Origin of the sequence: Leisingera sp. NJS201, from assembly GCF_004535885.1 — a bacterium.
GTDB lineage: Bacteria > Pseudomonadota > Alphaproteobacteria > Rhodobacterales > Rhodobacteraceae > Leisingera.
The window spans coordinates 496,887-517,970 of record NZ_CP038234.1; the positions used below are offsets into that span (position 1 = coordinate 496,887).

Here is a 21,084-nt window from a genome sequence, read left to right on the forward strand (position 1 = left end):
TTCAAACTCCAAAAACGCTGGCGCCTTCGTCGGCCGAAGCGACCGAGCGGCGGAATAGGGAAAACAGCTCACGCCCGGTGCCGTGCTGATAGGCGCTGAGGTCGGCAGTGGCGGTATCGCGCTCCAGCACGCCTTCGGTGAGGATTTCCATCGTGCCGCGCACCGCGTCCAGCCGCAGCATGTCACCGTCCTTGAGTTTGGCTATCGGGCCGCCGTCCAGCGCTTCGGGCACCACATGGATCGCGGCAGGGATCTTGCCGGAGGCCCCGGACATCCGCCCGTCGGTGACCAGCGCCACCTTCTGGCCCTTGCCCTGCATGATGCCCAGCATCGGGGTCAGGCTGTGCAATTCCGGCATGCCGTTGGCCTTGGGGCCCTGGAAGCGCACCACAACAATCACGTCGCCGGTCAGCTCGCCTGCCTTGAAGGCGGCCTTGGCTTCTTCCTGGTCATGAAAGACGCGGGCGGGGGCCTCGATCACTTGGTGCTCCTTGGCCACTGCCGAGACCTTGATCACTGAAGTGCCCAGGTTTCCGGTCAGCCGCTTCAGCCCGCCGGTCGCCTGGAACGGCGCATCTGCCGGGCGCAGCACCGCGTCGTTCAGGCTTTGCCCCGGACCGGCGCGGAAAGTCAGGCCGTCTTCGGACAGGAACGGTTCCATCACGTAATTTTCCAACCCGTCGCCTGCCACGGTTTTGGTGTCGGGGTGCAGGCAGCCGGCCTTCAGCAGTTCGCCGATCATGTAGCCGAGGCCGCCGGCCGCGTGGAAATGGTTCACGTCAGCAAGGCCGTTGGGGTAGACCTTTGCCAAAAGCGGCACCGCTTCGGACAGATCTGCAAAGTCCTGCCAGTCCAGCAGGATGCCGCCCGCACGGGCCATTGCGATCAGATGGATCAGCAGATTGGTGGAACCGCCGGTGGCCATCAGCCCGACGATGCCATTGGCATAGGCTTTCTCGTCCAGAACGTCGCAGACCGGGGTATAATTGTTCCCCAATGCACTGAGCGACAGCGCACGTTTGGCGCCCTCAACCGTCAGCGCCTCGCGCAGCGGTGTGCCGGGTGTGACAAAAGAGGAGCCGGGCAGGTGCAGGCCCATGAACTCCATCAGCATCTGGTTGGTGTTGGCAGTGCCGTAGAAAGTGCAGGTGCCGGGCCCGTGATAGGCCGCCATTTCTGCCTTCAACAACTCTTCGCGGTTGATTTCCCCGGCCGCAAACTTCTGGCGGATCTTGGCTTTTTCATCGTTGGCAAGGCCGCTGGTCATCGGACCTGCCGGCAGGAAAACCGCCGGGATGTGGCCGAACGCCTGGGCGCCGATCACCAGCCCCGGCACGATCTTGTCGCAGACGCCAAGAAAAACCGCGGCGTCGAATACATTATGGCTGAGCGCGATGCCTGCGGCCATGGCAATGGTGTCGCGGGAAAACAGGCTCAGCTCCATGCCGGCCTCGCCTTGGGTGACGCCGTCGCACATGGCAGGCACCCCGCCCGCCACCTGGGCGGTGCCGCCGGCCCGGCGCACAGCGTCGCGGATCAAGCCTGGGTAGGTTTCAAACGGCTGATGCGCCGACAGCATGTCATTATAGGCGGTGACAATTCCCAGATGACCCTTGGCGCCCTGGGCCAGTGTCTGCTGATCCGCCCCGGTGGCGGCATAAGCATGGGCCTGGCCGGAGCAGGACAGATGCGCCCGCGCAGGTCCCTTGCCGCGGGCAGCAGCCATCCGTTCCAGATAGGCCGAGCGGGTGACCTCGCTGCGGGCGATGATACGGTCGGTGACGGCGGCCAGGGTGGGGTTCAGGGTCATGGGGTGCCTTTGTAGCAAACTGCGGGGGCAAAGGGGAGGGCAGTCATCTCAGGTTCCGATACTGCGCCAGCGGCGGCCGTCGCGGTGGATCAGCAGCAATGAGTCATCAGGTCCGGTGCTGCCGCTGTCATAGGGCTGCGGCGCTTCGCCCGCGTCCTCCCAGCCGGCGATGATCGGGTCGGCCCAGGCCCAGGCGGCCTCAACCTCGTCGCCGCGCATGAACAGGGTCTGGTTGCCGCGGATCACATCCATGATCAGCCGCTCATAGGCGTCCTGCGGGCGGCCCGATTCTGGCAGCTCATCCGCAAATGTCATGTCCAGATTGGCCCCCGTCAGGCGCATGCCGCCCGGACCGGGGTCCTTGATGGTGGTCTTCAGCGTAATGCCCTCATCCGGTTGCAGACGGATCACCAGCACATTGCCATGCACGGTGCCGGAACCTTCGAAGATGTTGTGCGGCGGGTCGCGGAAATAGACGGCGATCTCGCTCACCCGCTCGCGCAGGCATTTGCCGGTGCGCAGGTAGAAGGGGATCCCGGCCCATCGCCAGTTCGCCACTTCAACTTTGAGCGCGATATAGCTTTCGGTGCGGCTGGACGGGTTGGCGGCGTGGTCTCTGTAGCTGCCGCCGGCTTTGCCGCCGTTCCGGCTCCGGTACTGGCCGCGGGCGATGCTGGATTGGGGCACCGGGCGCAGCGCCTCGATCACTTTGACCTTTTCATCGCGCACGGCGTTTGGGGTGAATTGCGCGGGCGGCTCCATCGCAGTGAGGCACAGCAGCTGCATCAGATGGTTCTGCACCATGTCCCGCATGGCGCCGGATTTATCGTAGTATTCCCCGCGCCCTTCAACGTCGATGCTCTCGGCCACGGTGATCTGCACATGGTCGATGTGCGAGGAGTTCCACAAGGGTTCAAACAGCGAATTGGCAAAGCGCAGCGCCATCAGGTTCTGCACGGTTTCCTTGCCCAGATAATGGTCGATCCGGTAGATCTGCCGTTCCTCGAAATGGGCCCGCAGCGCGGTGTTCAGGGATTGGGCTGAAGCCAGATCATGGCCAAAGGGTTTTTCCAGCACGATGCGGCTGTCCGGCGTGGCAATCCCTGTCTCGCTGAGGCGGCGGGCAATGTCGGTGAACAGCGGCGGGCCGACCGAGAGGTAGAAGGCGCGCACCGCATCGTCGCGCAGTTTCCCGTGAATCACATCCCAGCCGGCATCGCCGCGTGCATCCACCGCGACATAGTCCAGAAGGGCGGTGAAAGCGGCGATTTCCGCAGGCGTGGTCTCCACATCCTGGCCGAAATCGCGGATAGCATCGGCGGTCTGGGCGCGGAATTCTTCGGCGGTCAATGTGCTGCGCGAGCTGCCGATGATACGGCACGCATCGCTGAACTGACCGATCTGGAAGCGGTGAAACAAGGCCGGCAGGATCTTGCGGCGGGCCAGGTCGCCGGTCGCGCCAAACAGCACGAGGTCAAAGGGTTCAACGGGGATGACGCGGGAAACCATTGATTTTACATCGCTGTTCTACAGAGGCCAGGCCATTGTGCCGCTTGGGGCGGGGCAATTCAATTGCCTCTGTTGCCATACGGCTGGTTAAAGTTGAGTTATCGCTAACATATGGGGCCGGTGAGGGCCATCCGGAAAAACACGGCGGCCCGTCCGCTTGCAAACAGGTCAGCCTTGCTGCCGGAATGTTTCGCGTGCGAAACATTGGGTCAACAGTACTGATCAATTGTTGCCCTGTCCCGGACTTCCCGCTTGAATTGACCGCCGGCTTGGGGAATTGGGAAGCCATGAGCATGTTTCACTGCCCCAATTGTGCCAGCCCGGTGACCCCGAAGGCCGCCACGGTCAAGCTGACCGCTTGCGAGGCCTGCGGCACTACCCTGTTCATCGAGGATGCGCGGGCGCGGCTCGCAGGCGACGCAGGTGTCATGCATGACACCCCGCTGCTGTTCGGCCTTGGCAGCGCCATCCGGTTAGGCGGCCACCAGTTGCAGATCCTGGGCCACGCGCGGTTTTCCTATGGGCGCGGATATTGGGACGAGTTTTGGGCGCTGGATGTCAAAGGCGCCCCCTGCTGGGTCTCGATAGATGAGGGCGACATCGTGATGCAGCGGGTGCTGCAGCGCGCTGCCTGGCCGCGGTATGACGGCTATCTACGGCTGGGGCAGCGCATTGACCATGACAGCGTGGAGTTCGCAGTTGCCGAAGAAGACGATGCCGAATGCATCGCAGTGCGCGGCAGTTTCGATCAGCACCTGCTGGTGGGCGAGCGCTATCGCTTTGTAAACTTGCAGGGCGATGACGGCACGCTGTTGTCAGCGGAGTTTCAGGGCAGCCGCCGCGAATGGTACCATGGCCAGTGGTATGACCCGTTTGAGGTCGAGGTGCTGGCATGACCCGGAACGCTGAATTGAAGGCGGTCAACTGCACCTCCTGCGGCGCAGGGCTGGATATCCTGGGCGGCGGCCGGGTGACGGTGCATATCTGCCCCTATTGCGGCACTGAACTGGACGCGTTGGACAATTACCGCGCTGTTCGCACGTTCAACGATATCAAACGCCCGATCAGCCCGTTCGCAATCGGCATGACCGGCACTCTGTTCGGTGCAGACTACACCGTGATCGGCACATTGCAGCACGAGGAACGCTGGGGCGTGCGGACCTGGATCTGGGTGGATCACCAGCTTTTTTCCCCGACCCACGGCTATGCCTGGCTGACGATTGAAGATGGCCATTTGGTTTTCACCCGCCGTTACCGCCGCCCGGTGTGGATGTCGGTGCATTGGGTGGAACGGGCGGAACACCGGCCAAAGGTGCATGCGGGACCCCGCACGTTTCAGTATTACGGCACCTCTACCAGCCGGATCACCTTTGCCGAAGGGGAGTTCACCTGGTCCCCGAAAAAGGGCGAAAAAACCACAACGGTCACTGCGCTTGCTGATGACGCGATGCTGAGTTTCGCCCAAACCGGCAGCGAGCGTGAAACTTGGCTGTCGCAATACTTGCCTGCCGGGGATGCTGAAGCAGGATTTGGCATCCAGACCGGGTTGAAGCCGCATGGCACACATCCGTTGCAGCCCTTTAAGACCGGGCCGGATTTCGACTTCATAAAATGGGCCTCTGCCGCCTGTGCCGTGGTGTGCCTGATCATCGGAATGAACCTGCAGGGACGCTCTGGCGAGACTGCGCTGAAGCGGACGGTTCTGACGGCTGCTGACCTGCCGGCAGAGCTTCCTGTGATAGTCAGTGAAGCCGGCAAGCTGACACGCATCAGACTCGCAGGAAATACAAATAACAGCTGGGCTTTTGTCGGGATTGAACTGACCGACCCGGAGGATGAACCCGTGTTCCAAGCTGGACGCACGGTTGAGTATTACCATGGCCGCAGCTCGGATGGGAACTGGAGCGAAGGCGACAACAAGGCGCAGCTGACCTTCCGGCCGCTGATGGCCGGCACCTACACGCTGAGCCTGGAGGTTGAGGAAAGCGGCCACTGGACGGAGCTGAGCTACCCGCAATCCACGCAAGCGCGCCCGAAAACTGCGGCACAAAACCGGCCGGCGCTCAGCAAACTTACGGTTTCAGCGAAATCCGGATTGTCCTCCGGGCTATACATGGGCTTTCTGGCCATCGCATTCGGCCTGCTGGCCGGGCAGGGTTTCCTGCGCGCCTGGTGGCACCGCAAGGCGCGCTGGCGCGGCAGTGATTGGGTGGAAGACGACGACTAATGAACCTGTTCCGCATCATCTTTCTGGTCATGTCCGGCCTCTCCATCGCCGGGGCTGCTTATGTCTCGTATCAGGGCTACGGCGGCGAGAGCCGCGATCTGGACACATCCATCCGCGCCGCCAGCGGCGGGCGCTATTCAAACGGTAACGTCAAATAACCGGGGGACCCCATGGAGTATTTCTCTGCCATCCAAGCCGCTGAGCTGATCAGCACTGTGTTTTATACCTTTGTCGGCGTGGCGCTGATGGGGGCGGTCTGGAAAGTGATCGACTGGATGACGCCCTTTCCGATCATGAAGGAGATCGAACAGGACCAGAACATGGCGCTGGCGGTGCTGATCGGTTTTCTGTTCCTGTCCATCTCGATCATCATTGCGGCTGTCATCCTGTCATGACCGGCGCGGCCCCTGACAGCGGGGGCGTGCGGCTGCGCGAGTTCTGGCTGCTGGCGGCGACCTTTCTGGTGGCGGTCTCGGGGCTGATTTACGAGCTGATCGCGGCGACGCTGTCCAGTTACCTGCTGGGAGATTCCGTGCGCCAGTTCTCGCTGGTGATCGGGGTGTTCCTGTCGGCGATGGGGCTGGGCGCCTGGCTGTCGCGTTTTGTCGGTCAGGCGATGAGCGGCTTTATCTGGGCGCAGATCGGGCTGGGGGTGGCCGGCGGTTTCATGGCGCCGGCGATCTTCTTTTCCTATGCCTGGATGGAGAGCGTTTCGGTGCCCCTGTACGGGCTGCTGGTGCTGGTTGGTGTGCTGTCTGGGATGGAAATCCCGTTGATTGCGCGGGTGCTGAAACAGATCGGCGCGCCGGAGTTCCGGTTCGAAAACGTGCTGAGCGTGGATTATGCCGGCGCGCTGGCGGCCTCGGTCGCCTTTCCGCTGCTGATCATTCCGCAGCTGGGGCTGATGTCGGCCAGCCTGAGTTTCGGGGCCTTGAACCTGGGTGTTGCCGGCCTGTCGCTATGGGTGTTCCGCGCTGATGCCAGCCGGGCGCAGGCCGCAGTCTGGACCGTGGTTTTTACCGCCACGCTCGCGGGCCTGTGGCAATCCGAGCGGCTGGTGTCGGTGGCCGAAGCCGATCTGTTTGAGGACGACATCATCCTGAGCGAGGCAACGCTGTATCAGCAGATCACCGTGACCCGCTACAAGGACCGGGTGCGGCTGTTTCTGGATTACTCGATCCAGTTCGATACGTTGGATGAGCACCGCTATCACGAAAGCCTGGTGCATCCGGCGATGGGGCTGGCGCCGCGGCGCAAGGATGTGCTGATTCTGGGCGGCGGCGATGGCATGGCAGTGCGCGAGGTGCTGCGCTGGGCGGAGGTGGAAAGTGTTACGCTGGTGGATCTTGACCCGCGGGTGACGGAGCTGTTCCGCGGCCATCCGCAGTTGTCGGCGCTGAATGGCGGGGCGCTGAAGGATTCACGTGTAACCATCCGCAACATGGATGCGTGGAAGTTTGTAGAGGGGACGGATCGCGTCTTTGACGTAATCATCGCGGATCTGCCGGACCCCAAGAATCTGGCGTTGTCCAAGCTGTATACCCGTCAGTTTTATGGCGCGCTGATGGAACGGTTGAGCGCGCAAGGGGTGGTGGTGACCCAGGCCGGCTCGCCCTTGTTTGCCCGCAGCGCTTTTTGGTCGGTGGCGGGGACGCTGAAGGCGGCGCGCAATCCCTACCGTCCGGGCGAGGGGCTGCAGGTACTGCCGTATCACGCCTATGTGCCAAGCTTTGGCGATTGGGGATTTGTCCTGGCCACGCCGCAGGCGCTAAGGCCGCGGGAACTGACACTGCCTGCGGGGCTGAAGTTCTTGAATGCCGCTGTGTGGCAGGCGGCGCAGGTCTTTGGGGATGACACCGGGCCGGTTGACGTGGCGATCAACTCGCTGCAATCCCATGCGCTGGCCGGGTATTACCAGGACGGCTGGGACCAGTGGTTTGAGTAAGGCCGTATCCCGGCACGGGAAACAGCCCGGAACATATCTGTTTTTGGCAGCCGGCCTGTCACGGGACCCGGGCAAGCGTTGATTTGATCAAATCTTGCCCGGAGCTGTTTCAGCCGTTAAGCATATCCAGCAAAGACCAACGCACCAACAGGGAGGAATGCCCATGACCCCGCTAGCCGGCCTTAAGGTGGTTGAGCTTGCCCGTATCCTGGCCGGGCCCTGGATCGGCCAGTCGCTGGCGGATCTGGGCGCTGAGGTTGTAAAGGTGGAAAGCCCGGACGGCGACGATACCCGCAAATGGGGGCCGCCGTTCATTGAGCGGGACGGCGATAAAACCGCCGCTTATTATTATGCTGCCAACCGGGGCAAGGACTGTGTCGTTGCTGATTTCCGGACTGAGGAAGGCAAGCAGACTGTCCTTGACCTGATCCGTGACGCAGACATTCTGATCGAGAACTTCAAGGTCGGCGGTCTGAAGAAATACGGACTGGATTACGACAGCCTGGCCCAGATCAACCCGCGGCTGATCTACTGCTCGGTCACCGGTTTTGGCCAGGACGGGCCTTATGCCAAGCGGGCGGGCTATGACTTTCTGCTGCAGGGCATGTCAGGCTTGATGTCGATCACCGGCGCGCAGGATGGTCAGCCGCAGAAGGTGGGGGTGGCGATCACCGATATTGTCACCGGGCTTTATGGCACGATCGGCATTCTTGCGGCGGTGGAGCAGCGCCACACAACGGGCCGCGGCCAGCATCTGGATATGTCGCTGATGGACTGCGCGACGGCCTTGCTGGCGAACCAGGCGATGAACTATCTGGCGACTGGCGACAGCCCGGTGCGGTTGGGCAATGACCATCCGAATATCGCGCCTTATCAGGTGATGGCAGTGAAGGACGGCCATGTGATCCTGGCGGTGGGCAATGACGGGCAGTTCCTGCGGCTGTGCGATGTGCTGGGGCTGGCCGAGGCCAAAGCGGATGCGCGGTTCCAGACCAACCAGCTGCGGGTTGCCAACCGCAAGGTGCTGACGGCGGTTCTGGAGGAGGTGCTGGCGGCCTGGACGCAAACGGATCTGCTGGCAGCGCTGGAGGCGGCAACAGTGCCCGCGGGGCCGATCAACACCATCGGGCAGGCATTTGAGGATCCGCAGATCCAGCACCGGCAGATGCAGATCGCGCCGGAAGGCGTACCGGGGGTGCGGGGGCCGTGGACGTTTTCGGAAGCGGAGCTGGCGCTGGAGAAATCAGCGCCGACGCTGCCGGAGTAACCCGCAGCCCGGCACGCGGCAGAGCGGGTGCGGTTAAACCTGAGGGCCTGCGCTCAGGCTCAGCGGCGGTTGTTCTCCCAGCAGGCGCCGTACCTTCGGGTCAATGCGGGGGCTGGCCTCAGGGTAAGCACCGGTTGCGGCAAGCGCCTCGCGGGCCGAGGTCCTTTCGCCGATCCGCACCCAGACGGTGTTTGTGGCGAAGGGCGCCTGGCCGGGGCCTGCGGAGATCCCCAGGGTCAGCCCCTGCAAGTAGGAGACCTGCTGCGGATGGGCGGGCATCAGCACTGTTTCGGACAGGTAGCCGCCGCCGCGGCGGGGCGTTTCATACATGCAGATCCGGTTGTTGCGGAGGGTAGCCATGCCGGCATAGCGGCTGCGCTGGCGAATACTGCCGTCGCGGGCAATGGCGCGCTCAAACGTGTGGGTAACGGCGCAGCCGTCCTGCGGGCGCAGCCAGATCAGCGTGCGCAGAATCTGGCCGGGCCAGGTCGGGGTGCGGAAATAACCGTGGTAGACGCCCATGAAACGGCTCAGCCGCCGGGCCTGATCGCGGAACAGGCTGCCGAATTGCACGGCCGGGGCCGACACCGCGGCGGCAGCACCCCTTTGCTGGCGAAAGTCCTGATGCGGGGTAAACAGCGCCTCCTCCTCCAGCCCGAAGTAACGCGCGATGCGGTGCAGATTGTGGGCCGAAGGCAGGCCGTGCCCGTTGAGATACCGGTTAAACTGCTGCCGGTTCATACCGATCTCGCGGCAGACTTGAGCGATGCTGCCGGTATCGGCGCACAGCCTTCGCAAATTGCGGGAAAAATCGTCGGGCATCGGTGCGGGCTTTCACGGAATGGCTGTCTGACTGCGTACACTCGCTTACATATGCGTACAAGTGATCACTTTTCTTTCGATGCCGGTTTGGCAAGAGTACCGCCAAAGGGCACCGCCCGGAACTGAGACAAGGAAGACCAAATGCCCGGCACATTCAGCATCATTGAAAACACCTGGATCACCCTGCCGGACGGGCGCAAGCTGGCGGCGCGGATGTGGATGCCCGAAGGCGAGGGCCGTTTCCGGCAATTTTGGAGTATTTGCCCTATCGCAAGCGCGACGGCACAGCGCCCCGCGATGAAACCACGCATCCGGTTTTCGCCACCGAAGGCTATGCCTGCATCCGGGTGGATATTGCCGGCACCGGCGACAGCGAGGGCGTGTTTGACGATGAATACTCCGAGCAGGAACTGAGCGATGGCGAGGCGGTTCTGGCCTGGATCGCAGCGCAAGACTGGTGCGATGGCAATATCGGCATGATTGGCATCAGCTGGGGCGGTTTCAACGGGTTGCAGCTGGCGTTCCGCCACCCGGAGGCGTTGAAAGCGGTGGTCTCGGTTGCCTCGACCGTGGATCGTTATGCCGATGATATCCACTACATGGGCGGTTGTCTCCTTAGCGACAACGCCAACTGGGGCAGCCAGATGTTTGCCTATCAGTCGCGCCCTGCGGATCCTGAGCTGCGCCCGGACTGGCGCGCGGATTGGATCAAGCGGATCGAAGAGATGCCTTTCATGGCCGCGGACTGGCTGCGGCAACAGACCAGGGATGGCCAGTGGAAGCATGGATCGGTCTGCGAGGACTGGCCGGCGATCCAGGCACCGGTGCTGGCAATCACCGGCTGGGCGGATGCCTATGTGAATGCGCCGCCCGCGCTGGCCGCCAATCTGACCGTGCCGGCCAAGGCGATGATCGGCCCGTGGGAACACCGCTATGCCCATATCGCCAAGCTGGATCCGGCGGATTTCCATGGCGAGGTGCTGACCTGGTTCGGCAAATGGCTGAAGGGCGAGGAGACCGGGGCGGAAGACCTGCCGGACTACCGTGTCTACATGCAGGAGCATTTCAATCCGTCGATGCAGAACAAACCGCGTCAGGGGCGCTGGGTGGCGGAAGCCGCGTGGCCCTCACCCAATGTGCAGGAGCGGGTGATGCATCTGGGCAAGGGCGTGCTGGCCGGAGAGGCTGCAAGCGGCACTCAGACAGTCAGCAGCCCGGCGACGGTGGGGCAGGCGTCGGGCTATTTCTGTCCGGGGATGCGGTTCGACAATGAACTGGCGGGCGATCAGGCTGGCGACGATGCGCTGTCTGCCTGTTTCGACAGCGCGCCGCTGGCAGAACCGCTGGAGCTGCTGGGCCGGCCGCGGGTCAAGGTGGCGTTCAGCGTCGACAGGCCGGTGGCGCAGCTGGTGGCGCGGCTGTGTGATGTCTCTCCTGAAGGTGTCTCGCAACGGATCACCTTCCGGCCGCTGAACCTGACCTGCCGCACCGGGTTTGAGGCGCCGCAAAACCTGGTGCCGGGTGAGCGGTATGAAGCGGAGATCGAGTTGAATGAATGCGCGCACCGTCTGAAGGCGGGGCACGTGCTGCGGCTGGCGCTGTCGACGTCCTACTGGCCGATTGTCTGGCCCGCGCCGGAGGCAGCAAAAGTCACGCTGCATCTCGAAGCTTGCACGCTGGTGTTGCCCGAGCGGCGGGTTTCGCAAGAGATCGACCCGCAGGCCCCTGGCGCGCCGCGGGACTATCCGGTGCTGCAGGCGGAGCAGCTGCGGGCGGCTGGCGGCACCTCCAGGACCTGGACCCGGGAAGACGGCGCGCTGGTGCTGGATACCTTTGACGATTACGGCAAGGCGGTGGATCCCAGCCACGGCATGAGCGCAGGCAGCCATGTCTCCATGCATTACGAAGTGCATCCGGATGATCCGGCCACTGCAGCCTTTGCCAGCGACTGGAACTTCGAATTCGAGCGTGGCGGCTGGCAGGTTGCAATTGACACTGAAAACAAGGTGACCTGCGACCGGGAGAATTTTTACCTCTGGCGCCGGGTGACGGCCTATGAGGGCGCAAACAGGGAAGTGGTCCTGACCAAGGAATGGCAGGAAGTGATTCCGCGCGGCGTGCTGTAATCCAGGGCGGGATGCGGGCGGGTTTTCGGCAATTCGTCCGCATTTGCCTTGGTTTTGACATAGTGCGTTACCAAAAACACACAGGCCTTTAACCATTTGATTGCAAATTAAACCCTCAGCGGGCTGCCGTTGCCTTGGCCGTGCCGGATCGGCCAGTATCTTGGTTAACGAGCGGTTAACAAACAGTATTGGGGGCGAGAAAGTGCAGCTTTCCGTTGTTGTGCCCTGCTACAATGAAGAAGAGTCGGTCCCCATGCTGGTGGAGCGGCTGGTGCAGGCCATTGAACCATGGGCGCAGGACGCCGAGATCATCCTGGCGGATGACGGATCCAGCGACCAAACCTGGGCGGCGATAGAGGCGGCCCATGCCAAATATCCTGTGGTGCGCGGCATCCGCCTGTCGGCGAACCGCGGTCATCAGGTGGCGCTGACCGCGGGGCTGGAGGCTGCGCGTGGCGCGCGTGTCTTTATGCTGGACGCCGACCTGCAGGACCCGCCGGAAATCCTGCCGGACATGATGATGATGATGGACCGCGGCTATGACGTGGTTTACGGGCGCCGGGCCGAACGGCAGGGGGAGACCCTTTTCAAGAAGATCACGGCCTATGGGTTCTACCGTTTCCTGAATACGCTGTCGGATGTGGATATCCCCAAGGACACCGGCGATTTCCGTCTGGTCAGCCGCCGCGCGCTGGACGCAGTGCTGGCAATGCCCGAGCGCGCGCGGTTCATCCGCGGCATGTTTGCCTGGGCAGGCTACAAACAGATCGGGTTGGAATATGTGCGCGATGCGCGGGTTGCCGGTGTCACCAAATACCCGTTCCGGGCCATGCTGCGCTTTGCGACGGACGCGCTGACCGGGTTCTCCACCAAGCCGCTGAAAATGGCGACACGGCTGGCGTTCCTGAGCCTTTATGTGACTTTCCTGATGGCGGTCTATGTGTTCCTGTCGCTGATCCTTCACAACACCGCGCCGGGCTGGGCGTCGATGCTGCTGGCGATTTCCTTCTTCTCGGGCATTCAGCTGCTGACGCTGGGGATCATGGGGGAATACATCGGCAGGCTCTATATGGAGAGCAAGCAGCGGCCCATGTACTTTTTGTCGGAAGAAACCGGCACTGCGGCGGCAGCAGATCCGGTGAACATCGAAACGGCCCCCCGGCACAAGGAAGCGTCGTGACAATGCGCGATTGGGGCCAGATCATCCGGTTCTGCATCGTCGGCACCTTGGTCGCCGGCATCTATTTCTCGGGCTACCTGCTGTTTCTGGCAGCCGGGCTGGCACAGGGTTTTGCCAATGCGGCGGCCTTTGCCTTTGCGGTGACGGTGCAATACGTTTTGCAAACCTGGTGGACGTTCCGCCGTCCGCTCAGCCTGCCGGATCAGATGGTGCGGTTTGCCTGCTCCATTGGTGCCGGGTTTGTTGTGTCGGCCATGATAACGGCGGTGCTGGGGCCGGCATTGGGGTGGCCGGATTGGGTTTCCGGTGCCTTGGTCACCGTTTGGCTGCCAGTGCAGAATTACATCGTCTTTCGTGTTTGGGTTTATGCCGCGGCCTGTTGAGGCCGCGCTTGGAGCTGAAATGGCACCTGATCAGCCTGCCCAAATCCCCCAGTTACCACGCTACCGGCCGGAGACCGCAGCATGACCATGTCCCTCAATTACAGCGATGTTTCCAGAGTGAAGCCATCTGCCCGGCTGTGGCAGCTGATTGCTGCCGTGTTTGCCATGCTGCTGCTGAGCGCGCTGTTTCAACTGCCGGACCCGATGATCCGGCATGATGATTACCCGGCACTGCTCGCTGATCCTGAGCTGTTTTATTCCAAAACGCTGACCGAAGGGCGCTGGGTCAATTACCTGTGGCATCTGCGCGGCGTGGTGACGCCGGCCTGGGTCAATTTTGTGCTCTATCAGCTGTTTTGGGCCATTTACCTGGGCTGCCTGGTTCACAATGCCCTGGATCGTGAAGCGGAGGTCTGGCAGCAGGTGATGGTGGCGCTGATGGCGGGTCTCTGCCTGCCGTGGGTACTGATCTCGCTGTGGTTCAACACATTGATTCCGGGGCTGGCAGTTCTGGCGCTCTATGGCTGGCTTGCCACCCGGCTGAGCGAACGGGCGTGCCGCTGGCTGATGCTGGTCTTTGTTCCGGCGGCGCTGATGTCTTATACGACCTACCCGTTTTTGATCCTCGCGATGAGGCTGACCCGCGCAGACGCCGCACGTTCGGCAAAGGACCTGGCGGGTTTGCTGGTGCTGTTCATTGCCAGCTTTGCCCTAGGAATGCTGGCAATCTACGCGCTGAACTACGCCGAGCACGGGGTGTTCGGCGTGCCGATGGCAGACTGGCGCAATCCCAGCCCTGCGAAGGATCTGGCCTCGGCATTGAAAAATTCCAAACTGGCCGCGGATTTCCTGGTGAACCTGGTGCTGAAAGGCGGTTACAGCATCACCGGGCTGGCGCTGCTTCAGACTGCGGTGCTTGGCTGTGCCGTTTGGGCCGTGTGGAGCCGGGACAAATGGCGGGCGCTGTACATGCTGTCCGGAGCCGGGCTGGGGCTGGCGCTGATCTGCCTGCAGGTCATTCGCAGCGGCATCGACATGCCGGTGCGGTCCGGCGGGTTTCTGTGGGCATTTGGCGCAATCTTTGTCGGCTTGTTCGCCCTTCAGTTGCGTGACGGCGGGCGGGCCCGGCTGAGCCGCAACCTGCTGTTTGGCTTCACGGCCCTGTATGTGATCTTTGCCGGGCTGACCCACTATTTCTCTACCGAATGGAACCGGTTGAGCCAGGACATGGCGGCAGAGCTGGCTGGCGGGGAGGGGACGGTTTATGTCACCGGAACCTATCTGTCCCTGGAAGCGGCCAACAAGTCGGACCTGCAAAAGGATCAGTCAGTCGAATTCCGGCTGAATTACCTGACGGGGCGGGACATCGTGATGTGCGAAAGCCGGCCTGAAGCCTGTGCCGGCCTGCCCGGGGAGTTGCGCGGCGGCTTGCTGGAGGGGCAGGGCTATGAGGTGCGCCATATTGATGGCGGTTCTGTGCTGATGCTGTCGCCCAAGGCGCTGCGGGAAGGCAAGCTGGAGGCCGCCCGGAAGAACCGCCAGGCTGACGAATAACGCCGGGCACTGGCCCGGCGGTATGTCCGGCGGTTCGGGGCTGCCTTAGAAATCAAGGCCCAGATCCAGGGTGCGCGCCGAATGGGTAAGCGCGCCGGAGGAAATGTAATCAACCCCGGTTGCAGCCACTTCGGCAATGCGGTCAAGGCGCATGTTGCCAGAGGCTTCGGTCACCACCTGGCCCTTGGCGATCTCCACAGCCTTGGCCAGGGTAGGGGTATCCATGTTGTCCAGCAGAACCACATCTGCACCGCCGGTGGCGATGACTTCGGTCAGCTGGTCCAGAGTGTCGACTTCGATTTCCACCTTCATCATGTGGCTGACGCTGGATTTGGCGGCGTCCAGAACGGCGCGCACCCCGCCAGCCGCGGCGATGTGGTTGTCCTTGATCAGGATGGCATCCGACAGGCCGAAACGGTGGTTGTAACCGCCGCCATGCAGAACTGCCTGCTTTTCGGCGATGCGCAGGCCCGGCGTGGTCTTGCGGGTGCAGGTGATGCGGGTGGCGGTGCCCTTGGTCTCGGCGGCAAAGGCAGCAGTAAGGGTGGCAATACCGGTCAGCCGTCCGGCAAAGTTCAGCGCCACACGCTCGCCCGACAGGATCGAGGCGGCAGAGCCGTCGATGGTCATCAGCGTGTCGCCCTTACGGCAGGGGCTGCCGTCGGGCAGGAGCGTTTCCACCTTCAGCCCGGCATCCACCAGGTGAAAGGCGATCCGGGCGATCTGCATGCCGGAGACCACGCCGTCCTCGCGGGCGTTAAGCCGGGCGGTGTAGGCGGCGGTGGCCGGGATCACAGCGCGGGTGGTGATGTCGCCGTTCTGGCCTAGGTCTTCCATCAGCGCTGCACGCACCATCGGTTCCAGGATCAAGTCGGGCAGGGTGGCGAATTGAGTGCTCATGTCGGCTCCTTCACGGCCCGGGGGCAATCCGGTCACGGATCGCCATGGCCTCGTCCAGGGTGATGCGGGTGCGGTGGGCCTGCGCAGGGTCGGCCGTGGGGAAGTCGTCGCGGAAATGACCGCCCCGGCTTTCCTTGCGCTGAAGCGCAGCGGCGGTGATCAGCGTGGCGGTAGCGCACATATTGGCGAAATTCTCGTCTGCGGCCTGCCCGGCTTCGAGCCGGGCAATGGCTGCCAGCGCCTGTTTCAGGCCTTGGGCGGTACGGCGCACGCCGGCATGCGCGGTCATGGTTTCCCGCAGGTTTTTGACCGCTGCAGCGTCCAGATTCTGTCCGCCCGGCGGGAAGCTCGGGTGGATCTCATCCACATTTACGGGGGTATCCAGCGACGCGATGTCCTGAGCTGCGTTGCGGGCATAGACCAGCGCTTCCAGCAACCCGTTAGAGGCCAGACGGTTGGCGCCATGCAGGCCGGTGGAGGACGCCTCGCCGCAGACCCAGAGGTTTTTCAGGCTGCTGCGGCCCTGCATGTCGGCCTCGACCCCGCCCATGTGGTAATGTGCGGCGACGGCAACCGGGATCGGGTTGTGCACCGGGTCGATGCCTGCACGGGCGCAGGTTTCTGCGACCGTGGGGTAGCGGGTCAGCACCTCGGCGCCGAGTGCTTCGGTTGTGTCAAGCATCGGGCGGCGGCCGCCTTGGGTCTCGGCAAAAATCGCGCGGGCAACGATGTCGCGGGGGGCCAGTTCGGCGTCCGGGTGCTCAGCCAGCATGAAGCGTTCACCATCCGCGTTGATCAGCACCGCGCCTTCGCCGCGCAATGCTTCGGTCGCCAGCGGGGCCGGGTCCTCGCCGATGTCAAAGGCGGTGGGGTGAAATTGCACAAATTCCGGGTCGGCGATGCGGGCGCCGGCGCGGGCGGCAAAACCGATCACCTGACCGCGGATGCGGGGCGGGTTGGTGGTATGGGCATAAAGCCCGCCGGAGCCGCCGCCGGCCAGCAGCACGCCAGGGCATTTGACCAGCACCGGGGCAGAAGGCGTATCGGCGCGGGTGATCCAGATGCCGGTAACGGTATTGCCTTCGGTTTCCAACCGCACTGCCTGGGTGTTTTCCAGCACCTGCACGGACGGCGCTGCGCGCACGGCAGAAATCAATGTCTGCATGATCTTGCCGCCGGCCTGGTCGCCCTTTACGCGCACCACGCGGGCGGCGGAATGGGCAGCTTCGCGGCTCATCACATAATTGCCGTCCGCATCGCGGTCAAATGGCGTGCCAAGGTCGGTCAGGTCGACGATATGCGCGCGCGCGACCCGTGTGACCATCGCGGCCACCTTAGCATCGACCGTGCCGGCGCCTGCCTGCAGAGTGTCGGCGGCGTGGGCCTCGGGCGTGTCGTGGTTGGCCATGGCTGCCGCAACGCCGCCCTGCGCCCAGGCAGAGCTTGCGCCCTTGCCCAAGGTTTCCGGTGAGATCACCAGAACCGGCCGCGGTGCCAGCTCAAGCGCGGCGTAGAGCGCGCCAAGACCTGCGCCGGCAATAACAATGCGGCCGGTTTCGATCACAGATCAGACGCCAAGTTTCTGGCTGAGGTCAATCATCCGCTGAACCGCCACACGGGCCTTTTCGGCCACAACTTCATCGACCACGACCGGCTCGGACATGGTGTGCAAAGACCAGAGGATTTTCTCCAGCGTGATCTTCTTCATGTAAGGGCACATGTTGCAGGGGCCGACAAAATCCACCTCGGGCAGCTGATCGGCGATGTTCGAGGCCATCGAACATTCAGTGATCAGCATCGCCTTTTCCGGCTTTTCATCAGTCACGTATTTAAGAATGCCGCTGGTGGAGCCTGAGAAATCGGCCTCGTTCACCACATCGGGCGGGCATTCCGGGTGGGCGATCAGCCGCGTGCCGGGATTCCATTCGCGGAAATCGCGAAGATCCTGGGCGGTGTATTGCTCGTGCACGATGCAGGAGCCTTCCCACCAGACCACGTTTTTCTGCGGCACCTGTTTGGCGACGTTCTGGGCCAGATACTGGTCCGGTGTCATGATCACGGTGTGGCTGTCTTGCGCCGCGACGATCTGTGCCGCGTTCGACGAGGTGCAGCAGATGTCAGATGCGGCTTTCACCTCAGCTGTTGTGTTCACGTAGGACACGACCGGTGCGCCGGGGTATTTGGCGCGCATTTGTTCGATGCCCTCGGCGGTGATTGATTCCGCCAGCGAGCAGCCGGCCTCCATGTCGGGAATCAGCACCGTCTTGTCCGGGCTGAGAATCTTGGAGGTCTCAGCCATGAAATGCACGCCGCACTGGACGATCACATCGGCCTCGACGTTTGCCGCCTCGATCGCCAGCTGCAGGCTGTCGCCAACTACGTCCGATACGCCGTGATAGATCTCGGGCGTCATGTAGTTATGCGCCAGGATCACCGCATTGCGCTGCTTTTTCAGCTCAAGGATGGCTGCAACATAGGGCGCATGGGCGACCCATTCGATGGGGTTCACCACACGGTTCATCCGCGCGTAAACATCCGTCATCTTTTCGGCAAGGGCAGGATTGGGCGCCAGATCATACTGGCTGGCGAGTTGATCCCGCATGGATTGCAGGTCGAACATGGCAAGTCCTCAAAGTTGCGTCCAAGGGGACACTTTGGACGGGGGTTGTTTCATGTTCATTTGGCGCACGCAAGCACGCGAGAAGGCTTTTGCAGCCAAAAGCGGTGATTTGGCGCTAACAGGCGGCATCTTCGGGAAGCCGTTACTTCTCAAATGGGTATCGGGGGCAGAATTTTCCAGCCGGATTGCCGTTTTTGGCTGTCCCGGCGTCTGCTCCTGTGATTTGGAGCCGCGCAAAGCCATGTTAGACCGGGCCGGCAGTTGGCCTTTGGGAGAGTGACCGGACGCGATGAATGATCTGTGGGCAGGACTTAGCCAGGCCTTTTGGTTGCTGGCGGCGCTGGACGCGGATCTGGTGGAAATCACCCTGCGCTCGCTGCGGGTGACGCTGACTGCGCTGGCTATTGCCTGTGCCATTGCGCTGCCCTTGGCGGCGTTTCTGGCGGTGCGCAGGTTCCGGCTGCGCCGGGCCACAATTGCGGTGCTGAATGCGCTGATGGGGCTGCCGCCGGTCGTAGTGGGGCTGGTAGTCTATGTGTTCCTGTCGCGGGCCGGACCGTTTGGCGTGTTTGGCCTGCTGTTCACGCCCACAGCGATGATCATCGCGCAGGTGATCATTGTTGTACCCTTGGTAGCCTCGATTGCGCATCAGTCATTGCGGGAACTGTGGAGCGATTACCATGATCTGCTGATCTCGATGAACGCAACCCAGCTGCAGCGCATTCGGGCGCTGTTGTGGGACGGGCGGCGGGCGCTGCTGACTGCGGCGCTGGCGGGCTTTGGCCGGGCGATTGGCGAGGTTGGCGCGATCATGGTGGTGGGCGGCAATATCGACCACGCAACGCGGGTGCTGACTACGGCAATAGCGCTGGAAACCGGCAAGGGCGAGTTTGCCATGGCGCTGGGGCTGGGATTTGTGCTGATCGCGCTGGCAATTGCCGTGAACCTGGCGATCCACTGGCTGGGCCGGACGGAGAGCGAGGGGCGCTGGTGATGCAGATGTTCCCGCTGGTGGCCAAGGGCGCCATGGTGCGCCGCCGCAGCAAGGTTCTGGTCGGGCCGGTGGATCTGACGCTGGGCGGGCAGGGTACCTCGATTGTGGTGGGTCCCAATGGGGCGGGCAAAACGACGCTGCTGAAGATGCTGCATGGCATAGTGCGGATGAACGGCGGCAGCCTGGACTGGGCCTGCCCGCTGGAAGAGGCGCAAAAGCACCAGGCCTTTGTGTTCCAGACCCCGGTGATGATGCGGCGCTCGGTGATCGAGAACATCGCCTATCCGTTGCGGTTGACCGGCCTGGCCCGCAAAGAAGCGCGTGCACGGGCGGCGGATTGGGCCGGCCGGGTGGGGCTGGGGGCAATCCTGGAGCGCCAAGCGACTATGCTGTCCGGCGGTGAGCGGCAGAAGCTGGCTCTTGCGCGCGCCCTGGTGCGTGAGCCGCAGGTCCTGTTCCTGGATGAGCCCTGCGCGGCGCTGGACGGCCGCGCCACCCGCGAGATCGAGGATATTCTGGCCCATGCATCGGAAAGCGGCACGCGGCTGGTGATGTCCACCCACAATATGGGCCAGGCCCGGCGGCTGGCGGATGAGGTGATCTTTGTCCTGCAGGGCCGCATTCATGAATTCAGCCCGGCAAAAGATTTCTTTGCCGGACCCGGAACCCCTCAGGGACGCGCATTTCTGAACGGAGATATTGTAGAATGAAACATCTGATTATTGGTGCGGTTGCCTCAATGGCAATGGCCACGGCAGTGCTTGCGGAAGAGATGAAGATGGCGGTGACCACTTCCTTCCACAATTCGGGCCTGGCCGGGATCCTGCTGCCGGAGATCAAGAGCGATCTTGGTCTGGATCTGCAGCTTTTGGTTGTTGGCACCGGTCAGGCGCTCAGGCTGGGCGAAGCCGGTGACGTTGATGCGATTCTGGTGCATTCCAAGACGGCTGAGGGAAAGTTCCTGGCTGGCGGGTACGGCACCCACCGCCGCGAGATCATGTATAATGATTTTGTCTTCATTGGTCCAAAAGCGGATCCGGCCGGCGTGTCCGGTGCCGCGGATGCTGCAAGCGCGCTGCAGAAGATTGCAGGCGCAGAGACCGCCTTTGTCAGCCGCGGCGACGACAGCGGCACCCACAAGAAAGAGCTGAGCCTGTGGGCATCGGCCAGCCTTGATCCTAAGGATTTCGGCGACTGGTACCGTGCGGTTGGTGCGGGGATGGGGGCTGCTCTGAATACGGCGTCAGGCATGGACGGTTACATCATGTCGGACCGTGCAAGCTGGCTCAACTTTGGCAACAAAGGCGGCTTGGCGCTGCAGTTTTCAGGCGATCCGGTGCTGTTCAACCAATACGCCTATATCCCGGTGAACCCGGAAAAACATGGTCACGTGAAGAACAGCCTGGCGGTGCAATTGGAGGCTTGGCTGGTTTCTGACAAAGCACAAGAGCTGATCAACGGGTATCAGATCAATGGCGAGACGCTGTTTGTGTTCAACGCCAAACCATAGCGATTTTCGATCTGCACGCTGAGCCTCCGCTGTCTGCGGGGGCTGTTCCATTGCGGTGGTACTCCCGCCCATTCCGGGTATCAAAGATACCCTGCAATGGTTGGGCGTGGCAGCCGCGCTGCGCGCGGCAGGGGGCGTTGCAATCGAACACACTGCAGTTGCGGCTGAAGCGGTTGCGCGCCGCGCGCCAGCGCGGTGCCCGGCCCAACTGAGAGGTGCATTTTCAAAATGCGCCGG

Annotated in this window: 18 protein-coding genes and 1 pseudogene; 13 read left to right on the plus strand and 6 right to left on the minus strand. The window is 62.6% G+C overall.

The window, feature by feature from the left end:
- Position 1: 1 nt before the first annotated feature.
- Together edd and zwf are read right to left on the minus strand one after the other, a co-directional pair.
- Positions 2-1,810: a phosphogluconate dehydratase gene (gene edd, locus ETW23_RS02460; RefSeq protein ID WP_134829009.1), complete on the minus strand. Its 1,809-nt coding sequence runs from the start codon at positions 1,808-1,810 to the stop codon at positions 2-4.
- Between the two features lie 48 nt (positions 1,811-1,858).
- Complete coding sequence (gene zwf / locus ETW23_RS02465; protein ID WP_129372057.1) at positions 1,859-3,319, minus strand: glucose-6-phosphate dehydrogenase; 1,461 nt, start codon at positions 3,317-3,319, stop codon at positions 1,859-1,861.
- Between the two features lie 287 nt (positions 3,320-3,606).
- Between zwf and ETW23_RS02470 the strand changes: the two genes are divergently transcribed.
- From ETW23_RS02470 to ETW23_RS02490, 6 genes are all read left to right on the plus strand, one after another.
- Positions 3,607-4,215, plus strand: a complete 609-nt coding sequence (locus tag ETW23_RS02470) for a DUF4178 domain-containing protein (protein WP_134829010.1) — start codon at positions 3,607-3,609, stop codon at positions 4,213-4,215.
- Entirely contained in the window at positions 4,212-5,546 is a 1,335-nt protein-coding gene (locus ETW23_RS02475; protein ID WP_134829011.1) for a DUF4178 domain-containing protein, read from the plus strand. The genes ETW23_RS02470 and ETW23_RS02475 overlap by 4 nt, the downstream gene beginning before the upstream one ends.
- Complete coding sequence (locus tag ETW23_RS24995) at positions 5,546-5,704, plus strand: hypothetical protein (RefSeq protein ID WP_167738058.1); 159 nt, start codon at positions 5,546-5,548, stop codon at positions 5,702-5,704. Before ETW23_RS02475 ends, ETW23_RS24995 begins: the two co-directional genes overlap by 1 nt.
- Before the next feature lie 12 nt (positions 5,705-5,716).
- Positions 5,717-5,941, plus strand: coding sequence for a DUF350 domain-containing protein (locus ETW23_RS02480; RefSeq protein ID WP_129372054.1), 225 nt, complete (start codon positions 5,717-5,719; stop codon positions 5,939-5,941).
- Complete coding sequence (locus ETW23_RS02485) at positions 5,938-7,491, plus strand: polyamine aminopropyltransferase (RefSeq protein ID WP_134829012.1); 1,554 nt, start codon at positions 5,938-5,940, stop codon at positions 7,489-7,491. The genes ETW23_RS02480 and ETW23_RS02485 overlap by 4 nt, the downstream gene beginning before the upstream one ends.
- Positions 7,492-7,654: 163 nt before the next feature.
- On the plus strand, positions 7,655-8,758 hold the full coding sequence (locus tag ETW23_RS02490) for a CaiB/BaiF CoA-transferase family protein (RefSeq protein WP_134829013.1): 1,104 nt from the start codon (positions 7,655-7,657) through the stop codon (positions 8,756-8,758).
- 33 nt (positions 8,759-8,791) lie between these two features.
- Here the strand turns inward: ETW23_RS02490 and ETW23_RS02495 are convergent, their stop codons facing one another.
- The gene (locus tag ETW23_RS02495; protein WP_134829014.1) at positions 8,792-9,580 is read right to left on the minus strand and encodes a helix-turn-helix transcriptional regulator; all 789 of its coding nucleotides are present in this window, start codon (positions 9,578-9,580) and stop codon (positions 8,792-8,794) included.
- 141 nt (positions 9,581-9,721) lie between these two features.
- Here ETW23_RS02495 and ETW23_RS02500 point away from each other — a divergent pair.
- The 4 genes and pseudogenes from ETW23_RS02500 to ETW23_RS02515 all read left to right on the plus strand — a co-directional run bounded on the left by ETW23_RS02500 (position 9,722) and on the right by ETW23_RS02515 (position 14,823).
- Positions 9,722-11,706 (plus strand): annotated as a pseudogene (locus tag ETW23_RS02500) (CocE/NonD family hydrolase).
- A gap of 202 nt (positions 11,707-11,908) precedes the next feature.
- Positions 11,909-12,886, plus strand: coding sequence for a glycosyltransferase family 2 protein (locus tag ETW23_RS02505; RefSeq protein ID WP_129372049.1), 978 nt, complete (start codon positions 11,909-11,911; stop codon positions 12,884-12,886).
- 2 nt (positions 12,887-12,888) lie between these two features.
- A complete protein-coding gene (locus ETW23_RS02510; RefSeq protein ID WP_134831238.1) occupies positions 12,889-13,269 on the plus strand; it encodes a GtrA family protein in 381 nt (126 codons plus the stop codon).
- 81 nt (positions 13,270-13,350) lie between these two features.
- The gene (locus ETW23_RS02515; protein ID WP_205879930.1) at positions 13,351-14,823 is read left to right on the plus strand and encodes a hypothetical protein; all 1,473 of its coding nucleotides are present in this window, start codon (positions 13,351-13,353) and stop codon (positions 14,821-14,823) included.
- A 45-nt stretch (positions 14,824-14,868) separates the two neighbouring features.
- Here the strand turns inward: ETW23_RS02515 and nadC are convergent, their stop codons facing one another.
- Genes nadC through nadA form a run of 3 tightly spaced genes read right to left on the minus strand, consistent with a single transcriptional unit; the run spans position 14,869 to position 18,343 of the window.
- Entirely contained in the window at positions 14,869-15,723 is an 855-nt protein-coding gene (gene nadC / locus ETW23_RS02520; protein ID WP_134829015.1) for a carboxylating nicotinate-nucleotide diphosphorylase, read from the minus strand.
- A gap of 10 nt (positions 15,724-15,733) precedes the next feature.
- Positions 15,734-17,287: an L-aspartate oxidase gene (locus ETW23_RS02525; protein WP_134829016.1), complete on the minus strand. Its 1,554-nt coding sequence runs from the start codon at positions 17,285-17,287 to the stop codon at positions 15,734-15,736.
- Positions 17,288-17,290: 3 nt separating this feature from the next.
- Positions 17,291-18,343 (minus strand): quinolinate synthase NadA, encoded by a 1,053-nt coding sequence (gene nadA / locus ETW23_RS02530; RefSeq protein ID WP_129372043.1) that lies wholly within the window; start codon positions 18,341-18,343, stop codon positions 17,291-17,293.
- Positions 18,344-18,632: 289 nt separating this feature from the next.
- Between nadA and ETW23_RS02535 the strand changes: the two genes are divergently transcribed.
- The 3 genes from ETW23_RS02535 to ETW23_RS02545 are packed head-to-tail and all read left to right on the plus strand — an operon-like array spanning position 18,633 to position 20,847.
- Positions 18,633-19,337 carry an ABC transporter permease gene (locus ETW23_RS02535; RefSeq protein ID WP_129372042.1) on the plus strand — a complete coding sequence of 235 codons (705 nt, stop codon included), beginning with the start codon at positions 18,633-18,635 and terminating at the stop codon, positions 19,335-19,337.
- Positions 19,337-20,047, plus strand: a complete 711-nt coding sequence (locus ETW23_RS02540) for an ATP-binding cassette domain-containing protein (RefSeq protein WP_129372041.1) — start codon at positions 19,337-19,339, stop codon at positions 20,045-20,047. Before ETW23_RS02535 ends, ETW23_RS02540 begins: the two co-directional genes overlap by 1 nt.
- A complete protein-coding gene (locus ETW23_RS02545; protein ID WP_134829017.1) occupies positions 20,044-20,847 on the plus strand; it encodes a substrate-binding domain-containing protein in 804 nt (267 codons plus the stop codon). Before ETW23_RS02540 ends, ETW23_RS02545 begins: the two co-directional genes overlap by 4 nt.
- The last annotated feature ends 237 nt before the right edge of the window (positions 20,848-21,084 follow it).

What these genes read in the sequence shown, in the direction of transcription:
- edd (WP_134829009.1), bottom strand. Translation starts at nt 1,810, where the DNA reads ATGACCCTGAACCCCACCCTGGCCGCCGTCACCGACCGTATCATCGCC.
- zwf (WP_129372057.1), bottom strand. Translation starts at nt 3,319, where the DNA reads ATGGTTTCCCGCGTCATCCCCGTTGAACCCTTTGACCTCGTGCTGTTT.
- ETW23_RS02470 (WP_134829010.1), top strand. Translation starts at nt 3,607, where the DNA reads ATGAGCATGTTTCACTGCCCCAATTGTGCCAGCCCGGTGACCCCGAAG.
- ETW23_RS02475 (WP_134829011.1), top strand. Translation starts at nt 4,212, where the DNA reads ATGACCCGGAACGCTGAATTGAAGGCGGTCAACTGCACCTCCTGCGGC.
- ETW23_RS24995 (WP_167738058.1), top strand. Translation starts at nt 5,546, where the DNA reads ATGAACCTGTTCCGCATCATCTTTCTGGTCATGTCCGGCCTCTCCATC.
- ETW23_RS02480 (WP_129372054.1), top strand. Translation starts at nt 5,717, where the DNA reads ATGGAGTATTTCTCTGCCATCCAAGCCGCTGAGCTGATCAGCACTGTG.
- ETW23_RS02485 (WP_134829012.1), top strand. Translation starts at nt 5,938, where the DNA reads ATGACCGGCGCGGCCCCTGACAGCGGGGGCGTGCGGCTGCGCGAGTTC.
- ETW23_RS02490 (WP_134829013.1), top strand. Translation starts at nt 7,655, where the DNA reads ATGACCCCGCTAGCCGGCCTTAAGGTGGTTGAGCTTGCCCGTATCCTG.
- ETW23_RS02495 (WP_134829014.1), bottom strand. Translation starts at nt 9,580, where the DNA reads ATGCCCGACGATTTTTCCCGCAATTTGCGAAGGCTGTGCGCCGATACC.
- ETW23_RS02510 (WP_134831238.1), top strand. Translation starts at nt 12,889, where the DNA reads ATGCGCGATTGGGGCCAGATCATCCGGTTCTGCATCGTCGGCACCTTG.
- ETW23_RS02515 (WP_205879930.1), top strand. Translation starts at nt 13,351, where the DNA reads ATGACCATGTCCCTCAATTACAGCGATGTTTCCAGAGTGAAGCCATCT.
- nadC (WP_134829015.1), bottom strand. Translation starts at nt 15,723, where the DNA reads ATGAGCACTCAATTCGCCACCCTGCCCGACTTGATCCTGGAACCGATG.
- nadA (WP_129372043.1), bottom strand. Translation starts at nt 18,343, where the DNA reads ATGTTCGACCTGCAATCCATGCGGGATCAACTCGCCAGCCAGTATGAT.
- ETW23_RS02535 (WP_129372042.1), top strand. Translation starts at nt 18,633, where the DNA reads ATGAATGATCTGTGGGCAGGACTTAGCCAGGCCTTTTGGTTGCTGGCG.
- ETW23_RS02540 (WP_129372041.1), top strand. Translation starts at nt 19,337, where the DNA reads ATGCAGATGTTCCCGCTGGTGGCCAAGGGCGCCATGGTGCGCCGCCGC.
- ETW23_RS02545 (WP_134829017.1), top strand. Translation starts at nt 20,044, where the DNA reads ATGAAACATCTGATTATTGGTGCGGTTGCCTCAATGGCAATGGCCACG.